We start from the raw sequence: 15,846 nt of genomic DNA on the forward strand, positions 1-15,846 counted from the left end.
TCCTTCTTAAAAAAAATTAAATCGATTTGTATATTGGAGTATCGTCAACAAACAAGAATTCAAACCGTTAATCAAGGCGATTTGGTCTTTACTATTATTCCAAATGAGAATACGGCATATATTGCAAAGCTAAAGACACCAGCACAAAATTCAGGAAAAATTAAAGTCGGACAAAACGTAAGCATAAAATTAGAAAACTATCCAGATACCGAATTTGGTGTGTTAAACAGAAAAGTAGAAAACATATCTCTAATTCCTGATAAAGAAGGTTTGTATTTTATTGATGTTTCTTTGTCTGAAAAAATGATTACTTCCTATAATAAAGACATAGAATTCAAACAAGAAATGCGAGGTGCTGCCGAAATTATTACCGAAGATTTGAGATTAATAGAGCGTTTCTTTTATCAGTTCAGAGAAGTTTTAAACCGAAATTAGTTTTTATTCACAATTATCTTAGTTCTATTTGTACCATCATTACATCAGTTAGTTATAATGGAGTCTTGACTCTTAGATCTAACAGCACAGCGGTCTTATATCCTTTTTCAATTAAATGTATAAACAATACCATTAGTCAACTCATACTGTGTTTTAGGAATACCAATAATAGGATTGGCATCAAAATTATAGGTGAACGCCGTTTTAAAAAGTAGATTTTTTAAGACTTTAATACCAAGAGACGTTTGATTAGAAATTCTATAATCTGAGAACTTTTTTAATAACGGCTGGTAATAGGTTGTACTTACTAAAGAAATATTGTCTACGGGATATAAACTGAAAGAAAAATAGGTGCTTCCTCTAAAATCTCTTAGGATGTCAATAGTTTTATCTGATGCTTCTTCATGTTCAAACATTAATAATGTTCCTAAATAAAACCTGTAATCTTTACTTTTAGACAACTTAAACCGTGGTCCAAGACCTAATAATCCTCTGAATTTAATGTCGGAAATAGCATCATACTGACTTTGAGCAAAAATTTCAAGCTTTAAACGTTCTGTGATTTTCCTATTATATCTAATATGCTGAATGCCTTTGTTCACAAAAGAATTGTCTTCAATTTGTTCAAGCTTTAAATCATTAATAAAAAGATAAAGGTTTTTTCTGGTATTGTATTGAAGCCTCAAATTGTTGGTGATTTTAAAGATGGACTGTGTATTCTTTATAAGTCCAATATCTAAACTTGCAGAACCTGACCATTTTGATGTATCAGAAATACGTCTCAATGATTCTACATTTACAATTTGGGCGTATGTGAGGTTAAGACTAAAAACTAATATAACGAGTAAAAAAAAACGTTTCATATCTGTAAAATAAGCACAAAAATAGCATGATTTTTTAAGCTTTTAATTAGTAAAAGTCAAGGAATAAAATAGAAGTTAGTTTAAATGTTAAAACCATTATAAATCTACTTTCTAAATCGTTTGAGATTTCGTAAATTTACAATCCTTAAAATTTATTAAAACCCGAAAAGAAGATATGTCAGATAAAGCTACATTAGAAATTAATGGCGAGAAGTATGATTTTCCTGTTATTATAGGAACAGAGAAAGAAGTCGCTATAGATGTTAAGAGTTTAAGAAGTACAACAGGTGGTGTTATTACCTTAGATCCTGGTTACAAAAATACAGGAAGTTGTAAAAGTGCTATAACATTTCTAGATGGCGAAAAAGGTATCTTAAGGTATAGAGGGTATTCTATTGAAGAGTTAGCTGAAAAAGCTGATTTTTTAGAAGTAGTTTATCTACTTATTTTTGGTGAATTACCAAATAAACAAGAGTTAGACAAGTTTCATGAAGATATAAAATCACATTCTGTTGTAGATGATGATCTCAAAAAGATATTAGATGCTTTTCCTAAGTCAGCACATCCAATGGGTGTTTTATCTTCATTAACAAGTGCGCTTACAGCATTTTATCCATCTTCTGTAAATGTAGCTTCGGAAGAGGCTATGTATAATTCTATTGTTACTATTTTAGGTAAATTCCCTGTTATTGTAGCTTGGACGATGCGTAAAAAACAAGGTTTACCTTTAGAATATGGTGATGATAATTTAGGTTATGTAGAGAACATTCTTAAAATGATGTTTAAGAGCCCAAATAGTGAATACAAACAAAATCCAATTCTTGTAAATGCTTTAGATAAACTTTTAATCTTACACGCAGATCATGAGCAAAATTGTTCTACATCAACGGTAAGAATTACAGGATCGTCTCATGCAGGACTTTTTGTTTCTCTAGCTTCAGGTATTTCTGCACTTTGGGGACCATTACATGGTGGTGCTAACCAAGCCGTTTTAGAAATGTTAGAAGCCATAAAAGAAGATGGTGGTGATACCAAAAAATATATGGCTAAAGCTAAGGATAAAAATGACCCTTTCCGTTTGATGGGCTTTGGACACCGTGTATATAAAAACTTTGATCCAAGAGCTAAGATTATTAAAGTTGCCGCTGATGAAGTGTTATCAGATTTAGGCATTAAAGATCCTATTTTAGATATTGCAAAAGGTTTAGAAAAAGAAGCTTTAGAAGATCCATATTTTGTAGATAGAAAATTATATCCAAACGTAGATTTCTATTCTGGTATTATTTACAGAGCTATGGGAATACCGGTAGAAATGTTTACCGTAATGTTTGCTTTAGGTCGTTTACCTGGTTGGATAGCACAATGGAAAGAAATGAGACGAAATAACGAGCCAATCGGTCGTCCAAGACAGTTATATATTGGTGAAACCTATAGACCTTTCAAGGCTATTGATAAGAGATAATTGATTGTAATAAACTTATAAAAGCTTCATCTATGTTATGGAGCTTTTTTTATGCGCAACTTTATGAAATGCTCATACAGGTAGTTTATTATTCTAATGAAATTGTAATTAGGCTGTTTCATTTGACTGTAAATAACAATTAATATTAACACATGAAATTAAACATACAAAACGAAACCTCACGTTTAAAAGCCGTTATTCTTGGTACAGCCAAAAGTATTGGTCCTATACCATCAATAGAAGACGCTTATGATCCTAAATCCATACAGCATATAAAAGCTGGTACCTATCCAACAGAAGATGATATGATAAAGGAGATGGATGCTGTTGTGGAAGTGTTTAAAAAATACAATGTAACGGTTTTTAGACCCGAAATTATAGCGGATTATAATCAAATATTTTCTAGAGACATCGCCTTTGTAATAGAAGATAAATTGATAAAAGCAAACATATTACCAGATCGTGAACGTGAGTACACTGCAATTCAGCATGTGCTAAATAAAATAGGGGAGGAGAATATTATTGTACTACCAGAAGAATGCCACGTAGAAGGGGGAGATGTTATGCCTTGGAACGATTATATTTTTATTGGTACTTACTCTGGTGATGATTATTCAGATTATATAACGGCTAGGACTAATACAGATGCCGTTATAGCCATACAAGAGTTGTTTCCTCACAAAACCGTTAAGGCTTTCGAATTACGTAAGTCTAACACAGATCCAAAAGAGAATGCATTACACTTAGACTGTTGTTTTCAACCTATTGGTAAGGATAAAGCCATTCTTCATAAAAATGGATTTTTAGTTGAAAAGGAATATGAATGGTTACTGAATTTCTTTGGAAAGGAGAATGTCTTTGAAATTACAAAAGAAGAAATGTATAATATGAATAGTAATGTCTTTTCTATTTCTGAAGACGTTATTATTTCAGAAAAGAATTTTACGAGGTTAAATACGTGGTTAAGGGAAAAAGGCTTTACTGTTGAGGAAGTACCTTATGCCGAAATTGCGAAACAAGAAGGTTTATTGCGCTGTTCTACAATGCCTTTAATTAGGGAATAATTATTTACGATATAGAAAATAATTGTTTACAAGATTAATGTACTTTTGTTTTGCTTCATCTTGCGAGATGTTTTTGACTTGAAATAAAGCATTAGTTTTAAAAGCATTTATAATAGGTTTACGACTGCTAGGGCGATCATAATTATTAGTTGCTTTTTTAAAATAAGCATAAAGGCGTAATAAAAAATCGGCAGGAAAAGGTTCCGTATGGTCGTTTACACGATCTACCGCAGTTTTAAATTCTATGTCTAATTGTTCTGAAGTCATTTCATTTCTGCAATGATACTTTCGCCGCCTTTTACTTTTTGGTTAAGTTCAACTTTAATATCAGCATCCAAAGGTAAAAATAAATCTACACGCGAGCCAAATTTTATAAATCCAGAATCCGATCCTTGTTCTACTTTAGTACCTACTTTAGCATAATTAACGATACGTCTAGCTAGGGCTCCAGCAATTTGACGATACAATACTTTACCAAAACCATCATTTTCTACTACAACTGTAGTACGCTCGTTTTCCTCACTAGCTTTAGGATGCCAAGCTACTAAATACTTTCCTGGATGATACTTGCTAAATGTTACTTTTCCAGCGATTGGATGACGCGTAACATGTACATTTATAGGAGACATAAACACAGAAACTTGAATACGTTTATCTTTAAAAACTTCATTTTCCATAACTTCTTCAATCACTACCACCTTACCATCAACCGGAGATAATGCTTGCTTTTCGTTAGCATGCGTATTTCGTTTTGGATTTCTGAAAAATTGTAAAATAAGAATAAAGAACACCAAAATAGCTAGCATTAGCCCTTTTCGTATCCATTCATTAGTGATAAATCCATCAATTAAAAAAAACGAACCCACAACAATCACTAGAGTTATGAATATAATTTTATGACCTTCTTTATGAAACATAGTTTAAAATTCTTAAAAATAAATAAATAAATGGTGCAGCAAATATAATACTATCTAACCTATCTAATAGCCCTCCATGGCCAGGCATTATTGCTCCACTGTCTTTTACTCCAGCTTGACGTTTAAATTTAGACTCAATTAAATCTCCAAAAGTGCCTAAAACACTAACAATAATAGCTAATATTAGCCATGGTGTAAAACCAAGAGTTTCTGTATATGTAGCAATAAAATAGCTAGATATACATGCAAAAAATAATCCTCCTAAAAAACCTTCTACTGTTTTCTTAGGAGATATGCTTGGGAATAATTTTTGTTTACCAAAATTCTTACCTACTAAATAAGCAGCACTGTCGTTAATCCAGATCAGTATAAAACTACCTAATAATAATAATGGAGTAAATTCATTTTGGTAGTTTGCTATAAGAAGCATAAAGACAAAACCACTAGATAAATAAAATGTTGTAGCTATATAGCGTTTAGATTCAAAAAGTGGGATTTTCTTTGACGTAAAAAGATCTTTAATTAAAATGAGGTTGACAAAGGTGGTAATAACTAATAAAATCTGAATGGCTTCATCAGTTCCTGTGATAGTTGAATTTTGTAAACAAACATACCAAAACCCAATATAGATAATAAAATATACGATGTATTGAATAAAAGACTTAAGCTTAATGAGCTTGCTAAATTCTGTAAGCGAGATAATACCGAATACTCCAATAAGTATAACGGTAGCTTGTTGGATAAAAAGTGAACCAATAAGAAGTGCCACATACACAGCACCAGATAAGGCTCTTGTGGCTAATTCTTTCATTATAAATCTTCTAGTAAGAGCAAGTATAAATTTTTAGAACTGCTGCCATATGTTAAAAAGTCTTTATCATCTGCAGTTTTAAAATGCTTAATTGTAGTAATATTTGTAGGTATTGTTGCTTTACTTTTTGCTTTTATGCCTTTAAGACCTTCGCCAATAGTTTCTACAAATTGACTTGTTGTGGCATAAATAATGAAGTGGTCTGGTAATTCAATTAATTTTTTTTCGGCAATTTGATTTGAAGAAATCAATAAAGAACCATCATCAGAAATTAAATATTCGCAAGTAGATAAAAAATAGGCACTTTCCGAAAGCTTTTTAGTACTATTAAGATTGAAATCTTTAAATAATTCAGATAAGCGTTGGTCTATTAAGAAAACTTTATCATTATGCCAATTGTTTTCGTCTAGTATTGCGTTAAAACTTTCTTTAACTTCTTCAATATTTTCACAATACAAGAATTTACCACCATTGGCTTTAAAATTAATAGTAAAGCGTTCATCTACAGGTAGCTTAACCTCTGGCATATATTTGCCACGCTCTTGATTCGGTATGTGCTCTTCTGTCGGTTCAGACTTTTTTCCGAAGAATTTACGAAATAAGCTCATTCAATAGTTGCGATTAATCCTGTCGTTTGTGTGATTTTCAAATATAAAAAAACTTAAATTAACATTGGGTTAATTTAAGTTTTTTATATGATTGTATATAGGTTATTCTTCCTCTTCGTTTGAGGTTAGTGTATTTTCAAAAGTACGCTTACCAAAAATCTTTTCAAGATTATCTTTAAAGATAACTTCTTTGTCTAATAGTACTTCTGCTAATTCGGTAAGTTTATCTTTATTATTCTCTAATAACTTAATAGCACGTTGATATTGCTCTTCAATAATATCAGAAATTTCTCTATCAATAAGCTCTGCTGTTTTTTCGCTATATGGCTTTGTAAAACCATATTCAGATTGTCCTGAAGAATCATAATACGTTAGGTTTCCTACTTTGTCACTTAGACCATAAACAGTAACCATAGCTCTCGCTTGTTTTGTTACTTTTTCTAAGTCACTTAGGGCACCTGTAGAAATTTTATCAAAAATTACTTTTTCTGCAGCTCTACCGCCTAATGCAGCACACATTTCATCTAGCATTTGTTCTGGGTGCACTATTAAGCGTTCTTCAGGCAAATACCATGCAGCACCAAGAGAACGTCCTCTAGGTACAATGGTTACTTTTACCAATGGAGCAGCGTGCTCAAGCATCCAGCTCACAGTCGCATGACCAGCTTCGTGAAAAGCCACGGCTCTCTTTTCTGCTGGAGTTATAATTTTATTCTTCTTTTCTAGGCCTCCAATGATTCTATCAACAGCATCTAAGAAATCTTGTTTGTTTACAGACTTCTTTCCTTTTCTTGCTGCTATTAAAGCTGCTTCATTACAAACATTAGCAATATCTGCACCAGAAAAACCAGGTGTTTGTTTGGCTAAGAAATCGATATCTAATGTCTCTTCTTTTTTTAGTGGTCGTAAATGCACTTCAAAAATCTCTTTACGCTCTCTAACGTCTGGAAGATCTACATAAATTTGACGGTCAAAACGACCAGCTCTCATAAGTGCGCTATCTAAAACGTCTGCTCGGTTTGTTGCAGCTAATACAATAACGTTAGTATTAGTTCCAAAACCATCCATTTCTGTTAAGAGTTGGTTCAACGTGTTTTCGCGTTCATCATTAGAACCAGACATGTTGTTTTTACCTCTTGCTCTACCAATAGCATCAATCTCATCAATAAAAATAATTGAAGGAGATTTTTCTTTAGCTTGTTTAAATAAATCTCTTACACGCGATGCCCCAACACCAACAAACATTTCCACAAAGTCTGATCCAGATAGTGAAAAGAACGGTACTTGTGCTTCACCTGCAACGGCTTTAGCTAATAAGGTTTTACCTGTTCCCGGAGGTCCTACTAATAATGCGCCTTTTGGGATTTTACCACCTAAAGCAGTATATTTTTCTGGGAACTTTAAGAAGTCTACAATTTCTTGTACTTCTTCTTTCGCTCCTTCTAAACCAGCGACATCTTTAAAAGACGTCTTCGTATCTATTTTTTCGTCAAAAAGTTTAGCTTTAGATTTTCCGATATTAAAAATTTGTCCGCCAGCTCCACCGCCACCTCCAGATGACATGCGTCGCATGATAAAAATCCAAACACCAATAATAAGAACAAAAGGCAATAATGTAAGTAATAAATCTCCCCATACATTTTGTTCAGATTTAAATCCTACAGCAACATCTAGATTATTTTCAGCTGTTATAGCATTTATTTCTTCTTGGAATAATTTTAAATCACCAAATTCGAATTTATAATTAGGTGTTGCAGCTACAGAAGGTAGAATTGTATTTGGTTTTGAACCTTTGTGTAGATCTAAAGCTTGGGCTTCTTTAGTTAAATATACTCGAGCCTCACGGTTATTAATAATTTCTACTTTTTTAACCTCTCCGTTACGTAAATAGTTAAAAAACTCTGTTGGAGTAGTTTGTTTCCCCGTAGAACTTCCAAATCCACCTGAGAAAATTTGTATTGATATAAATATCGCAATGATAATTCCGTAAATCCAATATGGATTTAGTTTCGGTTTTTTGTTTAAATTTTTATTGTCTTTAGCCATTATAAGCGTTTCTCTTTTTAGTAACTTGTTTCTATTTGGGTGATTTTTGCATCTCCCCAAAGACTTTCAATATCGTAGTATTCTCTGATGTGTTTTTGAAATACATGGACTACAACGTTAACATAATCCATCAAAACCCATTCGGCATTTTCGGTACCCTCTACATGCCAAGGTTTATCCTTAAGTGTTTTGCTAACTTGTTTTTGGATGGAATTGACGATTGCATTTACTTGCGTATTTGAAGATCCTTCGCAGACAATAAAATAATCACAAACCGTATTTTCTATTTCTCTTAAATCTAAAATTGTAATTTCTTTTCCTTTAACTTCTTCTATGCCTCCAATGATGGTTGTAATGAGTTGGTCTGGATTGATTTTTTCTTTCGTCATTAATTTCAGTTAATTTTGTGCAAAGTTATTATTTTTTTAGTTCTTGTAAGCTCTAAATATCATAAGAAAACTATAAAATAAATTTTCCGTTTTTATGTATATAATCAAACTTAATGCCATTGGCTCAACAAACAGCTATCTAAAGGATATAGTGTCGGTTACGTTACCTAAGGATTACACTGTTGTTGTGGCAGAAAAACAGACAAAAGGCAGAGGGCAAATGGGAGCAGAATGGCAAGCGGAAAGTGGTAAGAGCCTTACGGTAAGTGTGTTTAAGAGCTTAGAGTCTTTTGATATTAAAGAGCAATTTTATATTAGTATGGCTGTTTCTTTAGCTATTTTTAAAGCGTTAAGCGTTTTTAAAATACCACAATTACGTATTAAATGGCCTAACGACATTTTGTCAGCAAACACTAAAATATGTGGTATTTTAATAGAGAATGTCATAAAAAACAATAATTTACAAGGCTCTATAATTGGATTTGGTCTTAATGTGAATCAGAAATATTTTGATAATTTACCACAAGCCTCCTCTATGAGTTTGTTAACAGGAGTGATTTATAATAAAGATGAAGTGCTTTCTGAAATATTAAAACAGATGAAGTTCTATTTCAATATATTAGAATCTAATAATCATTCTGATATCAAAGCGGAATACGAAAGCTTCCTTTTTAGAAAAGATAAGCCATCAACTTTTAGAAGTTCTAACAATAATAGCTTCTCTGGAATTATACAAGGAGTGACCAAAAGTGGTCAATTGCGAGTTTGGACAGAAGATGAGATTATTAGAACCTTTGATCTTAAAGATGTGAAACTATTGTATTAAATCTCAGTCTTCATATTCGTTGTTAAAGTCTCAATAAATTTACTTATTGGGCCTTTAATCATCATTGCCATCATAGCATTAAATTCACCTTCAAAATTTAATTTTACATCGGTTTTATTTGACTCAATTTCTGTAATATCAGCAATTAATGCAAAGTCTAATTTTCCGCCTGCAGCACCTAAAACGATTTTATTATAAGGAACAGCTTCCTTTTTCTTTAATATAATTTCTGGCATTCCTTTTAATGCGAATAGAAATTTGTCATTTTCTAAAACTTCAAACTTACTAATGTTTTCAGGCATTAAACTTTCAAAGTTTTTAACATCTGAAAGAAAATTAAAAGTTTCTTCTGCTGATTTATCTAAGGTTACTTTTGGGGATTCTAATTTCATAAGTATTGTGTTATGTTGTTTTTATTTGTTGTTAAGTTTTAACGTATTAGTTAAACGACTCAACAATTATACTATAATGCTATATCAATTAGCGTTCCACTCACTAGGATTGGCATTCCATTGTGCTAAAATGTCTTGTTGGTCTTTAGTTATATAAAACGTATCAACCGCTTGTTCTAGCAAGTTTTCGTAATTACCAAGTGTATGCAATTCTACATTAGCGTCTTCAAAATTCTTTTTAGCAATATCAAAGCCGTAAGAGAAAATAGCCACCATTCCTTTTACGTTTACTTCAGCTTCTTTTAAAGCTTGTACAGCATTTAGGCTGCTCATTCCGGTGCTAATTAAATCTTCAACAACAACTACGGTTTGTCCTTTTTCAATATAACCTTCAATTTGATTTTGGCGACCGTGCTTTTTGGCCTCTGGTCTTACATAAACAAAAGGTAGGTTTAAATACTCTGCTACCAAAGCTCCAATACCAATAGCTCCTGTGGCAACACCTGCAATAACATCTGGTTTTCCATAGATTTCTTCAATGTTCTTGGCAATTGTTGCTCTAATATAGTTTCTAATAGGTGGGAACGATAGTACAATTCTGTTATCGCAATATATAGGTGATTTCCAGCCAGAAGCCCAAGTAAAAGGATCGTTAGGTTGTAATTTTATAGCATTAATTTGCAATAAAACTTCTGCTGTTTTTTTGGCAGTATCTTTGTTAAAAATCATGGTACAAAAATAATGATTTTTCGAGGTTAGAAAATTTTAAACGAAAATAAATTTCATTTCAAATGGTTTCTCAGAAAAAATAATAAATTTACAAAAGGAAAGTTGAAACAAACTCAAACGATGTACACTATTTATGTAGGTGATAAACCTATAATTTTAACTACTGAGGTAAAAAAAGAAACTGATTTTAAATCCTTTCTTTTAAAATCTGTAAATATTGGTAAAGTGATAAAAACTTTAAATAATACAAATTTGAAAGCCGTACACTTAATTCATAAAAATGAAGGTAAGTTACTCAAAAAGTTTTTAAAGCTTTTGCCTAATGTAGTTGCAGGTGGTGGAAAAGCTTACAATTCTAAAAATGAGATACTCTTTATTTACCGAAATAATAAATGGGATTTACCTAAAGGAAAAGCGGAACGTAAAGAGACAATTGAAGAAACCGCTATACGTGAAGTAGAAGAGGAGACAGGTGTTGAAGGTTTAAAAATTACCAAACCATTACCAACAACATATCATATTTTTAAACGACATGGTAAACATAAAATTAAAGTGACGTATTGGTTTGAAATGACAACTGATTTTGATGGTGAATTATTTCCGCAAGAAAATGAGGGCATCACTAAAGTTGAATGGTTAGACGCTAAAGCGTCTCAAAAAGCTTTAGAGAATAGTTATGCTAATATTAGGATTTTGGTTTAGGTGCGTTTTGTCATTTTGTAAATGTTTTATGACTTAGCCTTTTTTATTTAGAATCGATTTCTAGTTTTTTTCCAAGTTGCCAGATTAAAATGCTACCAGTGATAAACATCCATATCGCATAAGCACCTGTAGGAACTCCCATTGTTACATTGCGAAGTATTGATGTCGCAATTACAAATACCAATGTGCCATCTCGTATACCACTCTCAACTGTAATTGAGATAACATTCTTTAATTGTAACTTATATAACTGAGCAGTTACATAATCTAATCCCATTGTTATTAAACTAAAGAGTAGAGTTACTAAACCTACTTCTCTCATTGCAGTACCTAAAAAGCAGCTAGAATAATGACAATAAAAACTAAAATAAAATTGCGGTAGAAGCTAAGCGCATTAGCTATTTCATTTGTAACGCAAATTTAATTTTGTATTTACGTATAAGCATACCTTTGGAAATAGGTGTTGCCGTGATAACCATTATTTGTGGGATGGTATCTAAGATATGGGGAATTTGATAGTGACTCTTCTATCTGTGTCAAAATAATATAAATCAAAAACTAAAATAAAGGGGTGATTACAATACTTTTAAAACTCATAATAGCAGTTAAAGTAATTGATAAGGCGTTACTTTGATGTTCAGCCTCTTTTAATACAGGTGTTTTTACGCCATGTCAAACGAATTTATCTTAGAGAATTTTATAACTCAAACTTAATTTACACGATAAACAGGGTATTGTAAATGCGCTTTTTCATAATGTTTACTCTGTTTATGTAACCAATCTAATTGAGCGTACCAGTTATTAGCAAAATCTTCGTCGTAGCTAATTTTTACATTGTACTCTACTTGAAGTTTTGGGTTGTTCTTTAAAAGTTGTTCGGCTTTGTCTTCCCATACATAAGGAGAGAAGCCTTCTTTTTGTTGTAAAATTGTATCGAAGAAATTCCAGTTAAAAAATGAATCTGTCGCAGAAGGTTCTAATGTTTCTAATAGATAACGCATGGCATTTTGATTTGTAGAAATGAGATAATCCCCTTTTTTAAACCTTACTTTCTTTACAGTGGTATTAACGCTGGTTTTGAAATGTGGGTAATGACCTTCATAAGGGGACTTACGAGTTTCGTACCTTCCTATTTTATAAGACTCAACTGTTAGTGTCGTGTCGTTTTTAAATTGGGTATATGTAACGTTGTTTAGCTTCAATAAATCCATGACGTTGTGCCAACCTTGCGGAATAATATAAGCTTTAGGAATACGTATAGAGTCAGTTGCTTTAAAATAATTTTGATAGACAACATCTTTAGTAAATGGTTTGGACCTGTCATATTTTAAGCGTTTTGCTCCTGTAAATTCACTTGGAACCATTTCGCCTTCATAACCTTTAAATTTTAAAGTAGAGGTTAACGTTGTATCTACAACCCAAGTTAATGGGTAGTTATCACCTGCGGACCATATTTTGGTTTGTGCTTTTCTGAGTTTTGTGATTTTATCGCCATGTTCTTCGGTGATTTTAATCATGCTTTTCATTAATTCGTATGTGCCTTCTACACGTTGTCTGTATGGTTTAAGCATATGAGTTTCTACCATCATTCCAAGCGTGTTAAACAATGATGTGTAACCTGTAGAATATCTTGGAGTATCTAAAAACTGTGTAAACCCTGAATCTGGTGTACGGTTAAAGACATTAACATAAGGGGTAATATCCCAAGATTTTGCTTCTAGTTTTTGTTCTAGTGACGGCATCATCTTAGTATGTATAAATTTTCCTAATTGACCTCCCAATTTATTGTGTTGGGTAAATAAATGGGTCAGTGTGTATTGATAATCAGCTCCATTACTTACGTGATTATCGATAAAAATATCGGGCTGTACCAAGTGAAATATTTGAGTAAAAGCTTTGGCATTTTTGGTGTCGGCTTTTATATAATCTCTATTCAAATCATAATTTCTAGCATTTCCTCTAAACCCATAAGTTTTTGGGCCGTTTTGATTGGTTCTTGTAGTAGCGTTTCTATTTAAACTACCACCAACGTTATAAATTGGGATGGTAACCACAATTGTATTTTTAGGTGCCTCTATTTTACCTTGAACCAAATCTCTAAGTAGCATCATGGTGGCATCAATACCATCAGATTCTCCAGGATGAATACCATTATTAATTAATAGAATTCTATTGTTTTGTCTAAGTGTTTCAAAATTATCACCAGAGCCATTCATATTTAAAGTGACTATATGTAACGGTTTTCCTGAATCTGTTTCACCAATGTCTTGAATTGAAATTTCAGGATAACTGTTTGCTAAATCTTTATAGTATTTTATAGTTTCTTGATATGTAGCTGTTTCTAAACCGTCGCTTTTTTCGAAAACCGTTGTAAAATCTAATTTAACTTTTTTGTGCTCGGAATCTTGCTTCTCTGCTTTGTCAGCGCAAGAATAAATAATTAAGAAAAGTAGGATGAGTTTTTTCATTATTACAATTTTGCTTTAAATTTACTTATATTTATTGATATGAAAACACATCGGTTGAGCTTTGGCGAAATAACTATCTTAAAAAGAAATCTCGCAGAAGTTATAATTAATGAAGGAGTTTTAATGGATATAAAAACGGTTGAAGAATATCATTCATTTTTATTAACACATTTAGAAGCTCCATTTTCTCTTCTTGTAAATAAAAAGTTTGCATATGCTTATACCTATAAAGCTCAAAAAACAATTGCTACTTTAAAAGAAATTAAAGCTATGGCCGTTGTTGTTGAGGGGTTTAATGCCAAATTGTCTACCAATTTTCTAATAGGGATGAATAAAGAAAAAAAGTGGAATATTAAGACGTTTAGGTTAAGAACAGAGGCGATGATTTGGTTGGAAAATCATGTGTAATTTTATGATTGTTTTCGTCTTAAAAAACAATAACTTTGCACAAAATTTATCACTCTATTTTTTTATTTTATGCAACAAACTACAAATACTATTTTAATGATTCGTCCTGTAAACTTTAGGATGAATGAGCAAACAGCAGTTAATAATTATTTTCAGGAAGATTTAGATATAAAAAATGCCGAAATTAATATTAAAGCACAAGAAGAATTTGATGCTTTTGTTGCTAAACTAAGGTCTGTTGGTGTTAATGTGATTGTTGAACAAGATGATATACTATTGGATACACCAGATTCAATTTTCCCTAACAATTGGGTGAGTTTTCACGCCAATGGTGATATTGCTAAGTATCCAATGTTTGCAGAAAATAGAAGACGAGAGCGTAGAGACGAAGTTTTTATTAGATTAGAACAAGAAGGCTTAAAGATTGAAAACATTATTGATTATACGTCTGCTGAGCACGAAGGTGTTTTTTTAGAAGGTACAGGAAGTATATTAATGGATCGTGTAAATAGAAAAGCTTATTGTGCATTATCTCCAAGAGCAGATGAAGAGTTGTTTATAGAGTTTTGTGAAGACTTTGAATATACTCCTGTAATTTTTACGGCTAATCAAACTGTTGATGGAAAACGTTTAGAAATTTATCACACTAATGTCATGATGTGTTTAGCAGAAAACTTTGCTGTAATTTGTTTAGACACCATTGATGATAAAAAAGAGCGAAAAAATGTTGTTAAACATTTAAAGCAAGATGGTAAAGAAATTATTTCTATTACTGAAGCTCAAATGCATCAATTTGCGGGTAATATGTTGCAGCTTAGAGGTGAAAATGAGCAACGCTATTTGGTTATGAGTGAAGCTGCGCATAAAAGTTTAACGAAATCTCAGATTGCTAGTATAGAAAAGCATTGTCCTATTATATCGAGTTCTTTAGAAACAATTGAAACCTGTGGAGGCGGAAGTGCACGCTGTATGATGGCAGAGGTCTTTTTACCTAAAGCATAAAGTTTTGAGCATTTTTGGTTGTTAGTGTTTCTTTTTAATGTTTAGTAAGGTAACGTTTTTTTGAAATTTGTTATTCTGAGTTTTAAGCTAGTCTATTTTATTAAATATATAACCCGCTTTTTCTGCTCCCCAAACATAGTTTCCGTTGGCATCAAAACCACGATCCCAAGAAATAATTTTGTCTTCTAAAATTTCAACTTCACTTCTTGCAAATGAGGCTCCACGCATTGTACTAACACATGTGGTATCTCCTGTTTTACCTATAAATTGATTTGGCTTTATACGTTTTAAGATAACCTCACAGCCTTCTTTTAAAGCAATATCATTTAAAGATATAGCGTCAAAAGCTTTAGGGGTTTTCCATTTACCAATCCAAAGAGAGTCTACATTTAACGCGTAAATAGCAGAGCTGAATGTACTATCTGAAGCTCTTTTTACTTCGTATATACGTTGGCGATAAGGTTTGTTCTGTCTATTGTTTAGAGCTTGTTCTACATATAGAAAGTTTCCTTTATCTTCCCAAATAGGATACATGTGTAATGCTATATTGTAATAGGAAGAATCAATTTGGGCTTGAATTTCAGAATTAAAAGAACCTTGCATCAAAGCAAACAATTCTTTGAGTTCCTTGTCTTCTTTAATTTCGGGTTTGGATTCGTTTTTACAATTGTAGAAAAAAGATAAAAGGATAATAATAGGGAGTAAATGTTTCATAAAGCCTCAA

At 32.0% G+C, this 15,846-nt stretch carries 19 protein-coding genes; 7 read left to right on the forward strand and 12 right to left on the reverse strand.

Annotated elements, in window-relative coordinates; genetic code table 11:
- The first annotated feature begins 33 nt into the window (after window positions 1-33).
- Window positions 34-435, forward strand: a complete 402-nt coding sequence (locus tag KO504_RS13540; RefSeq protein ID WP_252723696.1) for an HlyD family secretion protein — start codon at window positions 34-36, stop codon at window positions 433-435.
- Window positions 436-542: 107 nt separating this feature from the next.
- Here KO504_RS13540 and KO504_RS13545 read toward each other — a convergent pair whose 3' ends face one another.
- Window positions 543-1,298, reverse strand: a complete 756-nt coding sequence (locus tag KO504_RS13545; RefSeq protein WP_215927707.1) for a DUF481 domain-containing protein — start codon at window positions 1,296-1,298, stop codon at window positions 543-545.
- A 175-nt stretch (window positions 1,299-1,473) separates the two neighbouring features.
- On the opposite strand from KO504_RS13545, the gene KO504_RS13550 reads away from it, so the two are divergent.
- Window positions 1,474-2,760 carry a citrate synthase gene (locus KO504_RS13550; RefSeq protein ID WP_215927709.1) on the forward strand — a complete coding sequence of 429 codons (1,287 nt, stop codon included), beginning with the start codon at window positions 1,474-1,476 and terminating at the stop codon, window positions 2,758-2,760.
- 152 nt (window positions 2,761-2,912) lie between these two features.
- Complete coding sequence (locus KO504_RS13555) at window positions 2,913-3,824, forward strand: dimethylarginine dimethylaminohydrolase family protein (protein WP_215927711.1); 912 nt, start codon at window positions 2,913-2,915, stop codon at window positions 3,822-3,824.
- On the opposite strand, the gene KO504_RS13560 is transcribed toward KO504_RS13555, so the two are convergent.
- From KO504_RS13560 to rsfS, 6 genes are all read right to left on the reverse strand, one after another.
- The gene (locus KO504_RS13560) at window positions 3,825-4,091 is read right to left on the reverse strand and encodes an acyl-CoA-binding protein (RefSeq protein ID WP_215927713.1); all 267 of its coding nucleotides are present in this window, start codon (window positions 4,089-4,091) and stop codon (window positions 3,825-3,827) included.
- Complete coding sequence (locus KO504_RS13565; protein ID WP_215927715.1) at window positions 4,088-4,741, reverse strand: phosphatidylserine decarboxylase family protein; 654 nt, start codon at window positions 4,739-4,741, stop codon at window positions 4,088-4,090. Before KO504_RS13565 ends, KO504_RS13560 begins: the two co-directional genes overlap by 4 nt.
- Window positions 4,731-5,552 carry a phosphatidate cytidylyltransferase gene (locus KO504_RS13570; protein WP_215927717.1) on the reverse strand — a complete coding sequence of 274 codons (822 nt, stop codon included), beginning with the start codon at window positions 5,550-5,552 and terminating at the stop codon, window positions 4,731-4,733. Before KO504_RS13570 ends, KO504_RS13565 begins: the two co-directional genes overlap by 11 nt.
- Window positions 5,552-6,160, reverse strand: a complete 609-nt coding sequence (locus KO504_RS13575) for an LUD domain-containing protein (protein ID WP_215927719.1) — start codon at window positions 6,158-6,160, stop codon at window positions 5,552-5,554. Before KO504_RS13575 ends, KO504_RS13570 begins: the two co-directional genes overlap by 1 nt.
- 102 nt (window positions 6,161-6,262) lie before the next feature.
- Window positions 6,263-8,206 (reverse strand): ATP-dependent zinc metalloprotease FtsH, encoded by a 1,944-nt coding sequence (gene ftsH, locus KO504_RS13580; RefSeq protein ID WP_215927721.1) that lies wholly within the window; start codon window positions 8,204-8,206, stop codon window positions 6,263-6,265.
- A 17-nt stretch (window positions 8,207-8,223) separates the two neighbouring features.
- Window positions 8,224-8,595: a ribosome silencing factor gene (gene rsfS, locus KO504_RS13585; protein ID WP_215927723.1), complete on the reverse strand. Its 372-nt coding sequence runs from the start codon at window positions 8,593-8,595 to the stop codon at window positions 8,224-8,226.
- Between the two features lie 94 nt (window positions 8,596-8,689).
- Here rsfS and KO504_RS13590 point away from each other — a divergent pair, with 94 nt between their 5' ends.
- Window positions 8,690-9,421, forward strand: coding sequence for a biotin--[acetyl-CoA-carboxylase] ligase (locus KO504_RS13590; protein ID WP_215927725.1), 732 nt, complete (start codon window positions 8,690-8,692; stop codon window positions 9,419-9,421).
- On the opposite strand, the gene KO504_RS13595 is transcribed toward KO504_RS13590, so the two are convergent.
- Window positions 9,418-9,813: an SRPBCC family protein gene (locus KO504_RS13595; RefSeq protein ID WP_215927727.1), complete on the reverse strand. Its 396-nt coding sequence runs from the start codon at window positions 9,811-9,813 to the stop codon at window positions 9,418-9,420. The genes KO504_RS13590 and KO504_RS13595 overlap by 4 nt on opposite strands.
- Before the next feature lie 84 nt (window positions 9,814-9,897).
- Window positions 9,898-10,542: an orotate phosphoribosyltransferase gene (pyrE, locus tag KO504_RS13600; protein ID WP_215927729.1), complete on the reverse strand. Its 645-nt coding sequence runs from the start codon at window positions 10,540-10,542 to the stop codon at window positions 9,898-9,900.
- Window positions 10,543-10,662: 120 nt separating this feature from the next.
- Between pyrE and KO504_RS13605 the strand changes: the two genes are divergently transcribed.
- Window positions 10,663-11,244 carry an NUDIX hydrolase gene (locus KO504_RS13605; protein WP_215927809.1) on the forward strand — a complete coding sequence of 194 codons (582 nt, stop codon included), beginning with the start codon at window positions 10,663-10,665 and terminating at the stop codon, window positions 11,242-11,244.
- Window positions 11,245-11,287: 43 nt separating this feature from the next.
- On the opposite strand, the gene KO504_RS13610 is transcribed toward KO504_RS13605, so the two are convergent.
- Window positions 11,288-11,566, reverse strand: coding sequence for a hypothetical protein (locus KO504_RS13610; protein ID WP_215927731.1), 279 nt, complete (start codon window positions 11,564-11,566; stop codon window positions 11,288-11,290).
- 388 nt (window positions 11,567-11,954) lie between these two features.
- Window positions 11,955-13,712, reverse strand: a complete 1,758-nt coding sequence (locus KO504_RS13615) for a M14 family metallopeptidase (protein ID WP_215927732.1) — start codon at window positions 13,710-13,712, stop codon at window positions 11,955-11,957.
- Window positions 13,713-13,751: 39 nt separating this feature from the next.
- Between KO504_RS13615 and KO504_RS13620 the strand changes: the two genes are divergently transcribed.
- Window positions 13,752-14,120, forward strand: a complete 369-nt coding sequence (locus tag KO504_RS13620) for a hypothetical protein (protein ID WP_215927734.1) — start codon at window positions 13,752-13,754, stop codon at window positions 14,118-14,120.
- A gap of 69 nt (window positions 14,121-14,189) precedes the next feature.
- On the forward strand, window positions 14,190-15,122 hold the full coding sequence (gene ctlX / locus KO504_RS13625; RefSeq protein WP_215927736.1) for a citrulline utilization hydrolase CtlX: 933 nt from the start codon (window positions 14,190-14,192) through the stop codon (window positions 15,120-15,122).
- Window positions 15,123-15,209: 87 nt separating this feature from the next.
- Here ctlX and KO504_RS13630 read toward each other — a convergent pair whose 3' ends face one another.
- Entirely contained in the window at window positions 15,210-15,836 is a 627-nt protein-coding gene (locus KO504_RS13630) for a chromophore lyase CpcT/CpeT (RefSeq protein WP_215927738.1), read from the reverse strand.
- Window positions 15,837-15,846: the final 10 nt, after the last annotated feature.

Origin of the sequence: Winogradskyella psychrotolerans, assembly GCF_018860565.1 — a bacterium.
Lineage (GTDB): Bacteria > Bacteroidota > Bacteroidia > Flavobacteriales > Flavobacteriaceae > Winogradskyella > Winogradskyella damuponensis.

Bases quoted from the DNA above. Each gene is read 5' to 3' on its own strand.
- KO504_RS13545 (WP_215927707.1), bottom strand. From the start codon at position 1,298: ATGAAACGTTTTTTTTTACTCGTTATATTAGTTTTTAGTCTTAACCTC.
- KO504_RS13550 (WP_215927709.1), top strand. From the start codon at position 1,474: ATGTCAGATAAAGCTACATTAGAAATTAATGGCGAGAAGTATGATTTT.
- KO504_RS13555 (WP_215927711.1), top strand. From the start codon at position 2,913: ATGAAATTAAACATACAAAACGAAACCTCACGTTTAAAAGCCGTTATT.
- KO504_RS13560 (WP_215927713.1), bottom strand. From the start codon at position 4,091: ATGACTTCAGAACAATTAGACATAGAATTTAAAACTGCGGTAGATCGT.
- KO504_RS13565 (WP_215927715.1), bottom strand. From the start codon at position 4,741: ATGTTTCATAAAGAAGGTCATAAAATTATATTCATAACTCTAGTGATT.
- KO504_RS13570 (WP_215927717.1), bottom strand. From the start codon at position 5,552: ATGAAAGAATTAGCCACAAGAGCCTTATCTGGTGCTGTGTATGTGGCA.
- KO504_RS13575 (WP_215927719.1), bottom strand. From the start codon at position 6,160: ATGAGCTTATTTCGTAAATTCTTCGGAAAAAAGTCTGAACCGACAGAA.
- ftsH (WP_215927721.1), bottom strand. From the start codon at position 8,206: ATGGCTAAAGACAATAAAAATTTAAACAAAAAACCGAAACTAAATCCA.
- rsfS (WP_215927723.1), bottom strand. From the start codon at position 8,595: ATGACGAAAGAAAAAATCAATCCAGACCAACTCATTACAACCATCATT.
- KO504_RS13590 (WP_215927725.1), top strand. From the start codon at position 8,690: ATGTATATAATCAAACTTAATGCCATTGGCTCAACAAACAGCTATCTA.
- KO504_RS13595 (WP_215927727.1), bottom strand. From the start codon at position 9,813: ATGAAATTAGAATCCCCAAAAGTAACCTTAGATAAATCAGCAGAAGAA.
- pyrE (WP_215927729.1), bottom strand. From the start codon at position 10,542: ATGATTTTTAACAAAGATACTGCCAAAAAAACAGCAGAAGTTTTATTG.
- KO504_RS13605 (WP_215927809.1), top strand. From the start codon at position 10,663: ATGTACACTATTTATGTAGGTGATAAACCTATAATTTTAACTACTGAG.
- KO504_RS13610 (WP_215927731.1), bottom strand. From the start codon at position 11,566: ATGAGAGAAGTAGGTTTAGTAACTCTACTCTTTAGTTTAATAACAATG.
- KO504_RS13615 (WP_215927732.1), bottom strand. From the start codon at position 13,712: ATGAAAAAACTCATCCTACTTTTCTTAATTATTTATTCTTGCGCTGAC.
- KO504_RS13620 (WP_215927734.1), top strand. From the start codon at position 13,752: ATGAAAACACATCGGTTGAGCTTTGGCGAAATAACTATCTTAAAAAGA.
- ctlX (WP_215927736.1), top strand. From the start codon at position 14,190: ATGCAACAAACTACAAATACTATTTTAATGATTCGTCCTGTAAACTTT.
- KO504_RS13630 (WP_215927738.1), bottom strand. From the start codon at position 15,836: ATGAAACATTTACTCCCTATTATTATCCTTTTATCTTTTTTCTACAAT.